The sequence below is a fragment of the Gammaproteobacteria bacterium genome (assembly GCA_013003425.1).
Taxonomy (GTDB): domain Bacteria; phylum Pseudomonadota; class Gammaproteobacteria; order Steroidobacterales; family JABDKV01; genus JABDJB01.
Map to the genome: position 1 here is coordinate 69,632 of JABDJB010000006.1, position 14,792 is coordinate 84,423.

At 60.0% G+C, this 14,792-nt stretch carries 13 protein-coding genes; all 13 read right to left on the minus strand.

Annotation, left to right across the window (positions count from 1 at the left end):
- Positions 1–4: 4 nt before the first annotated feature.
- The 13 genes from dnaE to HKN06_00745 all read right to left on the minus strand — a co-directional run bounded on the left by dnaE (position 5) and on the right by HKN06_00745 (position 14,779).
- Positions 5–3,496 carry a DNA polymerase III subunit alpha gene (gene dnaE, locus HKN06_00685; protein NNF59822.1) on the minus strand — a complete coding sequence of 1,164 codons (3,492 nt, stop codon included), beginning with the start codon at positions 3,494–3,496 and terminating at the stop codon, positions 5–7.
- A complete protein-coding gene (gene rnhB, locus HKN06_00690; GenBank protein NNF59823.1) occupies positions 3,489–4,088 on the minus strand; it encodes a ribonuclease HII in 600 nt (199 codons plus the stop codon). The genes dnaE and rnhB overlap by 8 nt, the downstream gene beginning before the upstream one ends.
- A complete protein-coding gene (lpxB, locus tag HKN06_00695; protein NNF59824.1) occupies positions 4,085–5,248 on the minus strand; it encodes a lipid-A-disaccharide synthase in 1,164 nt (387 codons plus the stop codon). Before lpxB ends, rnhB begins: the two co-directional genes overlap by 4 nt.
- Positions 5,249–5,263: 15 nt before the next feature.
- Positions 5,264–6,034, minus strand: a complete 771-nt coding sequence (gene lpxA / locus HKN06_00700) for an acyl-ACP--UDP-N-acetylglucosamine O-acyltransferase (protein ID NNF59825.1) — start codon at positions 6,032–6,034, stop codon at positions 5,264–5,266.
- Positions 6,031–6,468 carry a 3-hydroxyacyl-ACP dehydratase FabZ gene (gene fabZ, locus HKN06_00705; protein ID NNF59826.1) on the minus strand — a complete coding sequence of 146 codons (438 nt, stop codon included), beginning with the start codon at positions 6,466–6,468 and terminating at the stop codon, positions 6,031–6,033. The genes lpxA and fabZ overlap by 4 nt, the downstream gene beginning before the upstream one ends.
- A 14-nt stretch (positions 6,469–6,482) precedes the next feature.
- On the minus strand, positions 6,483–7,499 hold the full coding sequence (gene lpxD / locus HKN06_00710; GenBank protein NNF59827.1) for a UDP-3-O-(3-hydroxymyristoyl)glucosamine N-acyltransferase: 1,017 nt from the start codon (positions 7,497–7,499) through the stop codon (positions 6,483–6,485).
- A 24-nt stretch (positions 7,500–7,523) separates the two neighbouring features.
- Complete coding sequence (locus HKN06_00715) at positions 7,524–8,048, minus strand: OmpH family outer membrane protein (protein NNF59828.1); 525 nt, start codon at positions 8,046–8,048, stop codon at positions 7,524–7,526.
- A 12-nt stretch (positions 8,049–8,060) separates the two neighbouring features.
- Complete coding sequence (gene bamA / locus HKN06_00720; protein ID NNF59829.1) at positions 8,061–10,496, minus strand: outer membrane protein assembly factor BamA; 2,436 nt, start codon at positions 10,494–10,496, stop codon at positions 8,061–8,063.
- Between the two features lie 4 nt (positions 10,497–10,500).
- The gene (gene rseP / locus HKN06_00725) at positions 10,501–11,859 is read right to left on the minus strand and encodes an RIP metalloprotease RseP (GenBank protein NNF59830.1); all 1,359 of its coding nucleotides are present in this window, start codon (positions 11,857–11,859) and stop codon (positions 10,501–10,503) included.
- 71 nt (positions 11,860–11,930) lie between these two features.
- Positions 11,931–12,734, minus strand: a complete 804-nt coding sequence (locus HKN06_00730; GenBank protein ID NNF59831.1) for a phosphatidate cytidylyltransferase — start codon at positions 12,732–12,734, stop codon at positions 11,931–11,933.
- Complete coding sequence (gene uppS, locus HKN06_00735; protein ID NNF59832.1) at positions 12,724–13,464, minus strand: di-trans,poly-cis-decaprenylcistransferase; 741 nt, start codon at positions 13,462–13,464, stop codon at positions 12,724–12,726. The genes HKN06_00730 and uppS overlap by 11 nt, the downstream gene beginning before the upstream one ends.
- A gap of 18 nt (positions 13,465–13,482) precedes the next feature.
- On the minus strand, positions 13,483–14,040 hold the full coding sequence (gene frr, locus HKN06_00740; protein NNF59833.1) for a ribosome recycling factor: 558 nt from the start codon (positions 14,038–14,040) through the stop codon (positions 13,483–13,485).
- Positions 14,033–14,779, minus strand: coding sequence for a UMP kinase (locus HKN06_00745; protein NNF59834.1), 747 nt, complete (start codon positions 14,777–14,779; stop codon positions 14,033–14,035). Before HKN06_00745 ends, frr begins: the two co-directional genes overlap by 8 nt.
- Between the last annotated feature and the right edge of the window lie 13 nt (positions 14,780–14,792).

The window sequence follows — 14,792 nt, forward strand, 5'->3', positions numbered from 1 at the left end:
TTTGTCAACCGGCCATGTCGGCAAGGTGCGGATAGACAATATGAACGTGCTCGTTGCCGGCCAACGCATGCAATTCGCTCAGCAATTCCGGACACGGCCTGACCGACCATTCTGAGCCCAGCTGCAGCCGGGCAACCGCACCGCTGCCGTGGTAATGCACGCTTACCTCGCACTGCCCGTCGCGATATGGCGCCAGTACCTGCTGCAGTTCGCGCGCGAAGGCTGCGTCCTCAGCCGTCCCCTGCCAGCGGATGACCAGCTTGCGGGCGTATTGCGCCCTCGCCTGGTCAAGCGTCTGCACGGACTTTGCCGTAAGTCGCCAGGCGCTGCTGAAATCGTCATAACGCAGCAGTCCGCCGATTACCAGGATTGCATCACGCTGAAGCAAATCGCGGAACTGCTGAAAGACGTCGTCGAAAAACATCACTTCCATGCGTGCGCTGCGGTCGTCGAGCGTCACGATAAGACGCGAACCGGCCCGGCGCAGGTCGAGCACAAGCCCTGCTACCGTGACGTTGCGCTTCGGACTGCGCCATGAAGGCTCGGTTGGTGCATTCTCTGCCATCAACTCAGCGAGCGGCGCAGCGGTGAGCGCTGCCAGCTCAGCGGCGAATTCATCGACCGGGTGACCGGTAAGGAACAGGCCCAGCGTGTCACGTTCGCCAGCCAGGCGCTCGGCATCAGGCCACTCCGGCAACAATTCTGCCGGCGCTGCCCCGTTCCCAGAGGCAGCTGCCGCCGGCTCCAGTCCGAACAGATCGACCTGACCGGCGGCGGACGCGCGTGCCGACTGGTCTGCAAGGCGCAGCGCAGTCGGCAGCTGCGCCATCAGTGTGGCCCGGTTTGGCCCGATGCCATCAAGGGCGCCAGCCCTGATCAGCGCTTCCAGCACCCGCTTGTTGACCCTCTGCAGATCGATGCGCGCGCACAGGTCGTGCAGGTCGGCATAGGGCTCGCCCGCGTCACGTTCATTGATGATCGATTCTACGGCTGCCCGCCCGACGCCCTTGATGGCGCCAAGACCGTAGCGGATCGCCTGATCGCTGGCGACGTCAAACTTGTAGCCCGAGTAGTTTACATCGGGCGATAACACGTCCAGGCCAATGTTGTGACAGTCATCGATAATAGTGACGATCTTGTCGGTGTGATCCATATCGGCTGACAACACCGCAGCCATGAAGGCCGCCGGGTAGTGAGCCTTGAGCCATGCCGTCTGATACGACAGCACGGCATAGCCTGCAGAGTGCGACCGGTTGAACCCGTAACCGGCAAACTTTTCGATCAGGTCAAAGATCCCCGCGGCAACCGCGCGATCGACACCACGCTCCTCCGCGCCATCGAGAAAAACGGATCGCTGCCGCGCCATTTCTTCGGGCTTCTTCTTGCCCATTGCGCGCCGTAACAGGTCGGCACCGCCAAGCGAATAACCGGACAGCTCCTGCGCGATCTGCATTACCTGCTCCTGGTAGAGGATCACGCCGTAGGTGGGCCGCAGGATCTGCTCGAGCTGCGGATGCGGATAAACGATGACCGCCTGCCCGTGCTTGCGCTGGATGAAGTCATCAACCATTCCCGACTGCAGCGGGCCAGGGCGAAACAATGCAACGAGGGCCACGATATCTTCGAAACAGTCCGGCTGCAGGCGCTTGATGAGGTCTTTCATCCCGCGCGACTCGAGCTGGAACACTGCAGTCGTGGTACAGCTTTTCAACAACGCGTAGGTCGCCGCATCGTCCATGGGCAACTCGGCGATTTCCAGTACCGGTTCGTCCGCAGCAGCCCGGGCGCTATTTATTGTCTGCACCGCCCAGTCGATGATGGTGAGTGTACGCAGGCCGAGAAAATCAAACTTGACCAGACCGATCGCCTCGACGTCGTCCTTGTCGTACTGCGTTACCGCCTCGACGCCGCTCTCAGTGTAAAGCGGCGTGTAGTCGATCAGTTGCGACGGCGCGATTACCACGCCGCCGGCATGCTTGCCGGCATTACGTGCCAGCCCTTCCAGCGATCGCGCCAGGTCAATCAGAGCGCGAATTTCTTCCTCGCCCTCGTACACCCGCCGCAGCTCATCATCCGAATCCAGGGCCTTGTCGAGCGTCATTCCTACTTCAAACGGGATGAGCTTGGCAATGCGATCGACAAAGCCGTAGGGATGCCCCAGCACCCGGCCTACATCACGCACCACCGCGCGTGCCGCCATGCTGCCAAAAGTAATGATCTGCGACACCTTGTCGTGCCCGTAACGATCGGCGACATATTCGATAACCCGGTCGCGCCCCTCCATGCAGAAGTCGATATCGAAATCCGGCATCGAGACACGTTCCGGATTGAGAAATCGCTCGAACAGCAGGTCGTGCTCCAGCGGGTCCAGGTCGGTGATCTGCAATGCCCAGGCGACAACGGAACCGGCACCGGAGCCACGCCCCGGCCCTACCGGGATCTTGTTGTTGCGCGCCCAGTGAATGAAGTCGGCAACGACCAGGAAGTACCCGGGAAAACCCATGCCGGAGATAACTTCGAGTTCACTGCGCAACCGTGCCTCGTAGTCACTACGCTCGTGGTGGTGTTCGCGCACCTGGCGCAGCCGCTCGTCGAGCCCCTCGCCTGCCTTGCGCGCCAGGTAGCTGTCTACCGTATCGCTGTCCGGTACCGGAAAATCAGGCAGCACGCTGCGCCCGAATTCGATTTCCAGATTGCAGCGCCGGGCGATCTCCACGGTGTTTTCCAGTGCCTCCGGCACTTCGGCAAACAATTCGGCCATTTCCGCGGGGGTACGCAGGTATTGCTGCTCGGTATGACGCCGCGGGCGCTGCGGATCGGCGAGGGTGTAACCATCGTGAATGCAGACTCGCGCCTCGTGTGACTCGTAATCTGCGCGGTTTATAAAACAGACGTCATTGGTGGCGACAACCGGGACAGCATTGGCGGCTGCCAGCTTCACTGCGGCGTTGTTATAAGTCGCTTCATCCGGCCGGCCGGTTCGCTGCAGCTCCAGGTAGTAGCGATCGGGAAACAGCTCACGCCACCATCCCAGGCGCTCTGCTGCCTGTACCTCGTTGCCGTTGAGCAGCGCCCGCCCCACATCCCCCGCGCGACCACCTGATAGCGCAATGAGCCCGGCCGCGCTTTCACAAAGCCACTCCCGGCTGACGCGGGCATGACCCTTGTGGTCGCCCTCGACATAGGAACGGGTAATCAGTCGCAACAGGTTGGCATAGCCATTGCGGTCCTGGCACAGCAAAGTGAAACGCAGTGGGTCGCGTTCGTCGGCAAGGTCCAGCCACAGGTCTGCACCGATGATCGGCTTGATCCCGCGTGCTTCAGCAGCACGATAGAACTTGACCATGGCAAACAGGTTGCTCTCATCGGTCAGGGCTACCGCCGGCATATCGGCCTGCGCAACGGCATTCATCAGCGGCTTGACGCGAACCACGCTGTCGACCAGCGAATACTCGGTATGCACCCGCAGGTGCACAAAAGCGGGGCCACTACTCATGCTCTTTCAAAGCCACACGTACCGGCTGGAACGAGCGTCGATGCACCGGCGCCGGACCGTGTCGGGTCAGCGCCTCAAGATGTGCGGGCGTGGGATAACCTTTGTGACGTGCAAATCCATACTGTGGGTACAGTCCGTCAAGCTCGCGCATAACGTGATCACGATGCACCTTGGCCAGTATCGAAGCGGCGCTTATCGCGCGACGACTGGCATCGCCGCCGACCACCGCCTCGACCTCACAGCACCAGCGATCCGGCAGCACGGTGTGCCGCCCGTCAATTTCAACGCGTTGCGGGTCCAGACGCAGGCCCTGCAGCGCCCGCCGCATGGCAATGAGCGACGCCTGGAATATATTGAGTGAATCGATCTCGTGCGGGTCGGCCCAGGCCACCGACCAGGCCAGGGCCCTGTCGCAAATCCGCTGGGCCAGCAGTTCGCGCCGTTTTGGCCGTAGTTGCTTCGAATCACGCAGACCGTTAATACGCCGCTGTGGATCGAGCATCACCGCTGCCGATGTCACCGGTCCGGCCAGCGGACCACGCCCTACTTCATCGACACCGGCGACCAGCAGCCAGCGGGGTGCCCCGCTCATGAGCTGCGACCTGTCAGCCGCAACACGGCATCGGCAGCGCGCTCGCTGGCGGATTGACGCAGCACGTCATGAATCTGGTCGCATTCCTGCAGGTAGTCGTCGTGACTGTCACGGTCCAGCAAGGCCGTAAGCTCCGCCGACAAACGCTCGGCGGTAAGTTCATCCTGCAGCACTTCAGCGACGATTTCCCGGTCCGCCAACAGGTTGGGTAATGCAAAGCGCCTGATGTTCAACAGCTTGAGTTTTTCCAGGAGAATGCGCGTGCCCTGCGCCAGCCGGTACGCGACCACCATTGGTCTTTTCAGAAGCAGAGCTTCCAACGTTGCCGTACCGGACGCAACCAGCACGGCGTCGGCGGCCGCAATCGCCTGTTGTGCCTGACGATCGACCAGCCTGACCGGCACCCCGGGCGCATGTGCCGCCAACTGTGCCGCAAATTTTTCGCGCAAGGCAGGCGCAGCCATCGGGGCAACAAAGCCGATACCGGGCCGGCTCTGGTCGAGTCGGGCAGCTGCCGAAGCAAAAACTGCACCCAACCGGTCTAGCTCGCTTGCCCTGCTCCCGGGTAGCAGCGCAACCACCTCACCTGTGCCGGGCAGTTCCAGAGCGGCGCGTGCCGCGGCGCGGTCCGGACGCAGCGGGATACTGTCGGCCAGCGGGTGACCGACAAACTCGGCCGCAACTCCATAGTCTTCATAGAATCGGGGCTCAAACGGCAGCAGGCAAAGCACCAGGTCGGCGCACTGTGCCATGCGTGCAGCGCGTTTTGGCCGCCAGGCCCAGACCGAAGGGCTGACGTAGTGCACCGTGCGTATGCCGGTGCGCCGCAGCCGGCGCTCGAGCCCCAGGTTGAAATCCGGAGCATCTATGCCAATGAATACGTCCGGCTGCTGAGCGATGATGCGCCGGTACAGTTTACGACGCAGCGCCAGCAGTCGCGGCAGGTGCGCGAGCACTTCGACCAGGCCCATTACCGCCAGCTCGTCGCTGTCGAACCATGCCTCGCAACCGGCGCTACGCATGGCCGGCCCTGCGACACCGGCAAATTGCACCCGGTCGCCCAGCCGGGCGCGCACTGCCGTGATCAGGCCGGCTCCCAGCTGGTCGCCGGATGCCTCGCCGGCGACCAGTGCGATCTGCAGCGGGCGTTCAGGGGTCATGCGACGGCCGCTCCACTAACGAATGATGCTGCGTTCGCTCGTCTCGAGGAACCTGACGAGCAACCCGATCTCCTCGTGACCTGTCGCCAGTTCACGCAGCTTGTCGATGGCTTCAGCCAGCCGCAGGTCCGAGCGATACAGGATTTTGTATGCTTTTTTAATACGGCTGATCTGCTCCCTGGAAAACCCGCGCCGTTGCAGGCCCTCGCTGTTGATACCACGCGGTAATGCCAGGTGGCCGGCAGCCATTACGTACGGCGGCAGATCGCGGCTGATCGCGCAGTCCATCGCGGTAAACGCATGGGCGCCAATGCGGCAAAACTGGTGTGCCTTGGTAAAGCCACCCAGGATGGCCCAGTCACCGACGCTTACATGGCCTGCGAGCGTTGTTGCATTTGCCATGATGATGTTGTTTCCAACATCGCAATCATGAGCAATGTGCACGTAGGCCATGATCCAGTTGTCATCGCCTATGGTCGTAACGTTGCGGTCCTGGGCCGTACCGCGGTTTATGGTGCAGGATTCACGGATGGTGTTGCGAGCACCTATTTCCAGCCTGGTGGGCTCACCTGCATATTTTTTGTCCTGCGGATCCTCGCCGATCGAGCAGAACTGGTAGATACGATTGTCCGGGCCGATCCGGGTGGGGCCCTTGATGACCACATGCGGGCCGATCCAGGTGCCGGCCTCGATCTCGACGCCGGCACCGATAATGCTATACGGCCCGACCTCGACGCCAAGCGCGATACTGGCATCCGGCGAAATAACCGCATGCTGATCGATCAACTGTCATTTCTCCGCGGAGCACACATCATTTCCGCACTCGAGACCAGCTCGTTATCGACCTCTGCCCGGGCGCCAAACATCCAGATGTTACGCCGGGTCCGATTGAGCGTCGCAGTGAGTATCAGCTGGTCGCCGGGCTCAACCGGACGGCGGAACCGCGCCTTGTCGATACCCACGAGGTAATACAAAGTGTCGTCATCCGGTGTACCCGCCGTAGCAAAAGCAAGCAAGCCGGTGGCCTGCGCCATGGCTTCCAGGATAATGACGCCTGGCATTACTGGTCGCTGCGGAAAATGGCCCTGGAAAAATGGCTCGTTTGCCGTGACATTCTTGATAGCGCTGAGCCGCTCGCCCGGCACACACTCGGTTACCCGGTCCACGAGCAGGAACGGATAACGGTGCGGCAGCAGCTGCATGATTCGATGAACATCCATCTGCATAACCTGGTTCACTCCCCGCTTTTCTTTTCCAGTTTCTTCAGCCGCTTCGCAATGGCATCGAGCTGGCGGAAGCGCGCGCTGTTGCGGCGCCAGCGTCGTGCCTCGTCCATCGGCAACGCGCTTGAGTAAACCCCCGCTTCGCTGATGGAACGGTTGACCATAGTCTGGCCGGTAATCACTACGTCGTCGGCAATATCGAGGTGACCGACAAAACCAACATGCCCGGCAATCATACATCGCCTGCCGATGCGGGTGCTGCCGGAAATTCCGCTGCCCGCAGCAATGACCGTGTGCTCGCCAATGTGCACGTTATGCGCGACCTGAATCTGGTTGTCCAGCTTTACGCCGTTGCCAATAACCGTGTCGTCGATTGCGCCGCGGTCGATGCTGGTGCAGGCGCCAATTTCGACATCGTCGCCAACCACCACGCTGCCCAGCTGCGGCACTTTTATCCAGCCTTCCGGTTCACGCGCAATACCAAACCCGTCTGAACCGATTACCGTTCCCGGATGCACCAGGCAACGACTGCCCAGCGTCACGTCGTGACAGACCGTGACGTTGGCCGTGAGCCTGCTGCCGGCACCAATCGTGGCACCTGTCCCGACGACACAGCCAGGGCCAACTATCACGCCAGCGCCAAGCCGCGCGCCGGCCTCGATTACGGCGCCGGGAGCCACTTCGCAAGTCTCGGGCACGTCAGCATCTGCCGCGACCACCGCTGCGGGGTGAATACCCGGCCGCGGTGCGGGTGGCGGTTCCAGTTCGCCTGCCACGCGGGCATAAAGTGCATAAGGATTGTCGCTGATCAGCGCCGTTACCGGGCATTCATCCGCGTCGGCGGCAGCCAGGATAACCGCCGATGCACCGGTGGCTGCGAGGCAGCGCCGGTACCGCGGATTGGCAAGAAAACTGATACTGCCGTTGCCGGCCCGCTCGAGCGTGGCGACACGCTCGACGACGGTTGCCGGGTCGCCACGAACCTCGCAGCCGTGACGTACGGCGATTTCCGCGACGGTAAGACTCATGACCGCTGCGGCAGGCTGCGCAACTCAGTTGCTGGACTGAAAGCTGCGTTCGAGCCCGGCAAGCACCTCGGCCGTAACATCGACATTGCCACTGGCGAACAATACGCCATCACCGACGATCAGGTCGTAATTTTTCTGCCGGGCAAAGGTCTGCACCTCTTCCATCAAGGCACGCTGCAGCCGTCCGAGTTCCTCATTACGCCGCAGGTTGAGATCTTCCAGGTACTCGTTCTGCTTGCGCGCCAGATCACGGGCACGTTCACGCAGGTCCTTCTCGGCATCACGACGTTCGGTCTCGCCCATCACTGCAACATCGCGTTCGATCTCTTCCTGCCGGCTACGCAATTCCTGTTCCTGCGACTGGATTTCACGCTGTCGTGGCGCAAACTCATCCTGCAGGGCTTTCATCGCGGACCTGGCCTGCGGTGCTTCATCGAGCAATCGCGCGACATTCACCACGCCGATGTTCAAATCAGCGGCCAGTACCGGGACAGCCGTGCAGCAGCACAGTAAGGCAATGGACAAAACTTTAATTACAATTTTTCTCATACTAAAACACGCTCAAAACGTCGAGCCGACAGAAAACTGAAACCGTTCAACCTGATCACCGGGCAGCCGCGAAGTTCCATCGAACTTGCGGATCGGGACCGCGTAGCTGAACCTGAACGTACCGAGTGGCGCAAGCCACTGAGCGGCAACTCCGACCGATTGTCGCAGGGAATTGGCATCAAAACCATATTCTACTGGCCGGGGAGCGCAGGCATATCCCAGCGAGGCAAGACAGTCCGTGAATCCGATGTCATTGGCACCCGTGTAAAAAACGTTGCCGACGTCCCAGAAAAGGCTGAACCGCGTGCTGGTGCGCAGCCGTGCGGGGGTTGGCAGGAGCAATTCCAGCTGGCTCACCGTTTTGAGGTTGCCGCCATTGGGATTACCTCGTGAATCGATCGGCCCGAGGCGACTGTTCTCGAAGCCGCGCACCGTTTCCGGCCCACCGGCGTAAAAAAGCTTGGACGGCGGCAGATCGGTCGAAGTGCCAAGAGGCTCACCATAGGCGAGTTCCACATTCCAGCCCAATGACCAGTCACCAAACAACCTCCACAGCCTGGTGAAATTATATCGTGCGGAGTAATACTCCACCTCGCTGCCAGGTATGGTGGTTGACAACGAAAAGGTGTGGCGCGTTCCCTTGGTTGGGAAAATTACCCGGTCGCGGGTGTCCCGAACCCAGCCGGCAAACAGCTCGAATGCCTTGAATTCGGTGCCACAGATATCGTTGATGCTTTCGCCGCATACGTCTCCTACGGCGGAGACTACAAAGGGATTACCATTATTGCGCACGAACTGGTTGTTCTGCTGCGAACTGAACAGACTCGTAATCTGCTGGCTGTCGAGGTATGAGCCACCAAACTGCACGCGGCCAAACTCGGAAATCGGCCAGCTGTATTCCATGGACGCGACCAGGGACTCAATGGAGAAATCCGAGGACTCGGCGGTAAATGCAGTGAGATCGGAATACGACAGGGAGATATTGCGCCCGATACCGTCTGCAGTTCGGTAGTTGTCGCTGTGGCCGAGACTGTAAACGGTCTGGAACCGGCCGGAACTCACGTTTGCCGCGACCCGCTCCCCGGAACCGAGAAAATTTGTGTGAGTGAAATTTCCGTTCAGCAGCAAGCCCTGGGTACCGGAAAAGCCGAGGCCGCCACCGAACTGACCTGGCAGCCCCTCCTCGATATCAAATTCGACGTCGACCTCATCCGGGCTGCCCGGCACCGGCACGGTCTCTACCGCGACCTCTTCGATGAAGGGCAGACGTCGCACGCGCTGTTCCGAACGGTCCACTGCCGTGTTGGACAATGGTGCTCCTTCAAGCTGACGCATTTCGCGACGCAGGACTTCGTCATCGATGCTATTGGCACCGTTGAAGTTAATACGGCGCACATAAACCCGTTCGCCCGGCTCGACACGAAAATCAATCGAAACTGACTTGGCGTCTTCGTCAATGTTCGGGATCGGCGTAATCGTGGCGCGCGAAAACCCGTCCTGGCCGAGACGGAAGGACATCAGCTCAGTGGTGCCTGTAAGCTGCTTGCGCGAAAAAGTCTGACCAGGCTGGAGCAGGATCAGCTGCCTCAGCTGCTCCTCCGGGACTACCATGTCACCACTGACAGCCGTATCGGCGATTGTGTACTTGTCACCCTCGTCAATATTGATGGTTATATAAATGTCTTTCTTGTCAGGGGTGATCGCCACCTGCGTCGACTCGATGGCAAAATCGGCATAGCCGCGATCCATGTAATAGGAAGTAAGCGTCTCCAGGTCGCCGCTGAGCACTTCGCGGGCGTAACGATCGTTTTTCTTCCACAGCGCCTGGAAGTTCGGCGTTTTCATCTTGAACTGGCGCAACAGCTCCTTATCACCGAACTGCGTATTGCCTACCACGTTTATCTGCCTGATGCGGGCCCGGTCTCCTTCAGTAATATCGATCTCGATACGTACCTGGTTGTTGTCGATCTCGGTGACGGCTGTATCGATTGTGGCGCCGTACTTGCCGCGGTTGAAATACTCCTGGGTCAGTACCTGCTTGACGTTGTCGAGCACCGACCGGTCGAAGCTGCCACCCTGCTTGAGGCCGACACCGGACAGATTAGTCTCGAGATCCTCTGACTTGATGTCCTTGTTACCTTCGATGGTAAAGCTGGCGATGGTCGGGCGCTCGGCTACGGCGATCACCAGAGTGTCACCATCACGACGGAATTCGATGTCATCGAAAAAACCGGTGCCATACATGGCGCGCAAAGCCTCGGATATGCGCTGATCATCGAGCTGGTCACCCACATTCACAGGAAGGTAATTGAAAACCGTTCCCTCGGTGATGCGACCAAGCCCTTCTATCCGTATGTCGTCAACGACAAATGCTTCGCTCGCAGAGTGTGCCGGCATGCCGGCCAGCACAAGCACGAGAATAACAACGCTTCGAAGGCAGGTGCTCATACGGTTACCCCATCAGGCGCAGAATGTCGTTATAGAAAGCAAGGCTCATAAGCATTAACAACAGGAATATACCCACCTGCTGTCCGCGTAACTCGGTCTCCGGCGACAGCGGGCTGCCTTTCAATGCCTCGGCAAGCTGGAACACCATTTGCCCACCGTCCAGTATCGGCACCGGCAACAGGTTCAGAATCCCCAGGCTGATCGAGACTATTGCCAGAAACTTGATGAAAAATTCCGGCCCCATCTGGGCTGTGGTCCCGGCATATTCAGCGATTGTAATCGGCCCGCTCAGGTTGCGGGCGGAAAAATCACCGGTGACCATCCGCCACAGCATGCGTACCGTAAAAATGCTCATCTCCGCGGTGCGTCCGACTGCCCGGCTCATTGCCTCGACAGGGCCGTAACGCACCGACAGTTCGCGCTGTGCTGCCAGGTCTACCGGGCCGGCACCGATGCGTCCGACCGTTTCGCCCTGGTCACGCATCTCGCCAATCGCCAGGTCCAGCTCCATCTCCCGGCCATCGCGCTGCAGCAGCAAGCGTACGGTTCGCGATGGATTGGCGCGTACAAAGTCGTACCACTCGCGCCACGTGCCGATTTCGGCATCGTCCGCTGCCAGGAGCAGATCACCGGGTAACAAACCCGATCGTTCGGCGGCCTCGCCCGGCACCAGCTGGCCGATCTGAGCAGGAATATTCGATGGCCATACGCTGATCCCGAGACCGGGCAGGAGTTCGCCCGGTTCAGTCAGCCGGCGTTGTTCGCCACCGACATCGATCAGGGCGCTGCGCGTGCTGCCGGTGGCCTCACGCACTTCGATGCTGATCCGGCCGTCATCAATCATGTCATCGATGATGGCCAGCGTTGCATCCTGCCAGGATTGCACCGGCTCACCACCGACGGCAATCATCTCGTCTCCGGCCTGCAGGCCGGCCGCGGCTGCATAGGAATCCTCGGCGACGTCACCTATGACCGGCCGCAACAAGGTATCGCCGACCATAAACATGACCCAGTACACGACGATGGCGAACAGAAAATTGAATGCGGGACCGGCAGCAAGCACGGCAAGGCGGGCCCAGATTGGCGCGTTATTGAATGCGCGCTGCTTTTCCTCAGGCGCGACGGTGCAATCGCGCTCGTCGAGCATTTTCACGTAACCACCAAGCGGCAGCGCCGAGATTACGTACTCAGTGCCATCGACCTTGCCGGTGCGACGCCATAAAGGCTTACCAAAACCTATCGAAAAGCGCAGCACCTTGATACCGAGCCGTCGCGCCACCCAGAAATGGCCAAACTCATGCACCGCCACCAGCACGCTGATGGCAAATGCAAAAGCCAGTATCCAGATGACGATGGTACTCAACACTTCTTTATTAACACCCGCAGCTGCTTAACATGACGACCACAATACTGACCATTAGGTTCCCCGAAAACTCATGTGAGCTGCTGTGACCAGCCCAACCCGATCAGGAACAACGGCGCACCGGCCGCCATGCTGTCAATACGATCCAACACGCCACCGTGACCTGGAAACAGGTTGCCGCTGTCTTTCAGCCCTGCGTTGCGCTTGAAAACGCTCATAGTCAGGTCACCCACGATCGAAATCAGCGCGACCGCGATGCCCAGCGACAACATGAAGACCAGCGGCATCCCGAACCACCACGCTCCGGCTCCAGCCATCACCGCAACCAGCAGCAAGCCGCCGATCACACCCTCCCAGGTCTTTCCCGGGCTGACGTGAGGGGCCAGCCGGGTCTGGCCAAATGCCCGGCCGCTGAAATACGCTCCGCTGTCGGCCGCGGCAATCAGGACGAAGAAATACATGACCCACTGCGGCCCGTAAGCTACATGCAGGTGCGCCAGGGCCAGCCAGCCGGGTACCAGTATCAAAAGGCCCGCAAGCAGAACCAGCGGAAGCGGTACCGACACCGGGTAACGCAGCACCATAATAAACGCGGCGACCCACCATACGGCGGCCAGCAGCATCAGCGGCATTGGCGAATCTCCCGCCAGCCACCAGGCCAACGTCAGCCCCGTCGCGACCACGAGCATGTAGCCGACGCGTTTTGCTCCGGCCGGCAATGCGAGAAAGCCACCCCACTCCCATGCTCCGATCAGGACGATCGCTCCGAGAAACGCGGCTCCCGCCATCCGTGGTGTAAGAAACAACACCGCTGCGACCGCGGAAATTGCCAGCAAAGCGGTAACCAGGCGCTTTATCAGGCCCTCAGCTGGCACTGAGCTGCTCTGCCGTGCGGCCAAAGCGTCGCTGCCGCTCGCTGTAACTGTCGATCGCGCGATCGAGCAGAACGGCATCGAAATCGGGCCACAGTGCATCGGAAAAATAAAACTCGGAATAGGCCAGGTTCCACAGCAGGAAGTTGCTCACGCGTTTTTCGCCGCCCGTTCGAATAAACAGGTCAGGGTCACGCGCAGTGCCGAGCGACAACTCGGCCGCAAGAGTCGCTTCGTCGAGGGAGTCTGCATCTATCTCGCCGGCGGCGATGCGGGCGGCGATGCGGCCGGTTGCGCGCAGTATGTCCCAGCGGCCGCCATAGGAAACGGCAATATTGAGCTGCAACCCGGTATTGCCGGCAGTCAGCTCCTCGCTGGCAGCCATTTGCCGGGTGAGGTTGGCGGGCAACATGGCGCGGTCACCGATAAACCTGAGACGAACGTTATTTGTGTGCAGATCCTGCGCTTCTCGCTGGATTGCCTCGACGAACAAGCGCATCAGCAGGCTGACTTCGCGCGGCGGGCGATTCCAGTTTTCGCTGCTGAAGGCAAACAGGGTCAGCATCTCTATGTCGCGCTGGCCGCAGGCCTCCACGACTTTCCGCGCAGCCCGTACACCCGCCCGGTGCCCGGAATTTCGCGGCAGGCCTCGCCGGCGCGCCCAGCGGCCGTTGCCATCCATCACGATGGCAATATGCCGCGGATATTCGGGTTGTTTGCTGTCAGAACTCATGGGCGGCAGGTACTGCCGTTAAAATTCCATCAGTTCTTTTTCTTTTTCGGCCAACACCTCGTCAATTTTGGCGACGTGCTGGTCGGTGAGCGTCTGCACGTCGTCATGCGCACGGCGCTCCTCGTCCTCGCTGATATCCTTGTCTTTCAGCAAATCCTTCAGGTGATGCAAGGCATCACGGCGAATATTCCTGACGCTTACGCGAGCCTGCTCGGCCTCGGCCTTGACGATGCGAATCATGTCTTTGCGCCGCTCTTCGGTGAGTGGCGGCAATGGCACACGTATCAGGGTGCCTGCCGTTGCCGGGGTAAGCCCGAGATCGGAAGTCATGATCGCCTTCTCGACTACCGTCACCATCGGCTTTTCCCACGGCGACACGGTCAGCGTGCGCGAATCTTCAACACCAATATTCGCAACCTGCGACAGCGGCACGTCGGAGCCATAGTATTCCACGGTGATGTGATCCAGCAGGCTGGTGTGAGCCCGGCCGGTACGCAGCTTCTTGAACTCACGATGCAGAGCCTCGATGCTCTTGTCCATCCGCTCAGAAGCGTCGTTCATGATTTCCTTAATCATTGGTTATAACCCGATCGTCATTTGTTACCAGAGTGCCTACCTGAGCACCACGCACAATACGTTCCAGTGCGCCCTGGTCTCCCAGGTTAAAAACCCGCAACGGCAGGTCGTTGTCGCGACACATAACTACTGCAGTCGCATCCATCACCATCAACTTGTCGGTCAACACCTGGTCGAATCCGATCTGGCTGAAGTGCACGGCATCCGGGTTTGTAACCGGATCGTCCGAGTACACGCCGTCGACCTTAGTTGCTTTCAGCAGGATGTCCGCGCCTACCTCGATTGCGCGTAATGCAGCTGCAGTGTCGGTGGTAAAAAACGGATTGCCGGTGCCGGCAGCGAAAATCGTCACCCTCCCCTTTTCCAGGTGGCGGACGGCGCGGCGGCGAATGTAGTCCTCACAGACTTCATTTATGCGTACAGCCGACATGACACGTGCATACATGTCGAATTGTTCCAGCGCGTCCTGCATTGCCAACGCGTTGATGACTGTAGCCAGCATTCCCATGTGATCGCCGGTGACCCGATCCATACCGGCACGTGCCAGCCCGGCCCCACGGAAAATATTGCCGCCGCCAATAACGACACCAATTTCGACGCCAAGTTCCACGATATCGCGTATTTCAGCCGCGATTCGCCGCAACACCTCCGGATCGATGCCGTAGTCCTCGGACCCCATCAGGGCCTCACCGCTGAGCTTCAGCAGGACACGTTTCAGGGTAGGATCGGCGTCATTCATTAAAGGTACCCGG

Excerpts from the sequence above, each read along its gene's own strand:
- dnaE (NNF59822.1), bottom strand. The coding sequence starts at position 3,496 with ATGAGTAGTGGCCCCGCTTTTGTGCACCTGCGGGTGCATACCGAGTAT.
- rnhB (NNF59823.1), bottom strand. The coding sequence starts at position 4,088 with ATGAGCGGGGCACCCCGCTGGCTGCTGGTCGCCGGTGTCGATGAAGTA.
- lpxB (NNF59824.1), bottom strand. The coding sequence starts at position 5,248 with ATGACCCCTGAACGCCCGCTGCAGATCGCACTGGTCGCCGGCGAGGCA.
- fabZ (NNF59826.1), bottom strand. The coding sequence starts at position 6,468 with ATGGATGTTCATCGAATCATGCAGCTGCTGCCGCACCGTTATCCGTTC.
- lpxD (NNF59827.1), bottom strand. The coding sequence starts at position 7,499 with ATGAGTCTTACCGTCGCGGAAATCGCCGTACGTCACGGCTGCGAGGTT.
- HKN06_00715 (NNF59828.1), bottom strand. The coding sequence starts at position 8,048 with ATGAGAAAAATTGTAATTAAAGTTTTGTCCATTGCCTTACTGTGCTGC.
- bamA (NNF59829.1), bottom strand. The coding sequence starts at position 10,496 with ATGAGCACCTGCCTTCGAAGCGTTGTTATTCTCGTGCTTGTGCTGGCC.
- uppS (NNF59832.1), bottom strand. The coding sequence starts at position 13,464 with ATGAGTTCTGACAGCAAACAACCCGAATATCCGCGGCATATTGCCATC.
- frr (NNF59833.1), bottom strand. The coding sequence starts at position 14,040 with ATGATTAAGGAAATCATGAACGACGCTTCTGAGCGGATGGACAAGAGC.
- HKN06_00745 (NNF59834.1), bottom strand. The coding sequence starts at position 14,779 with ATGAATGACGCCGATCCTACCCTGAAACGTGTCCTGCTGAAGCTCAGC.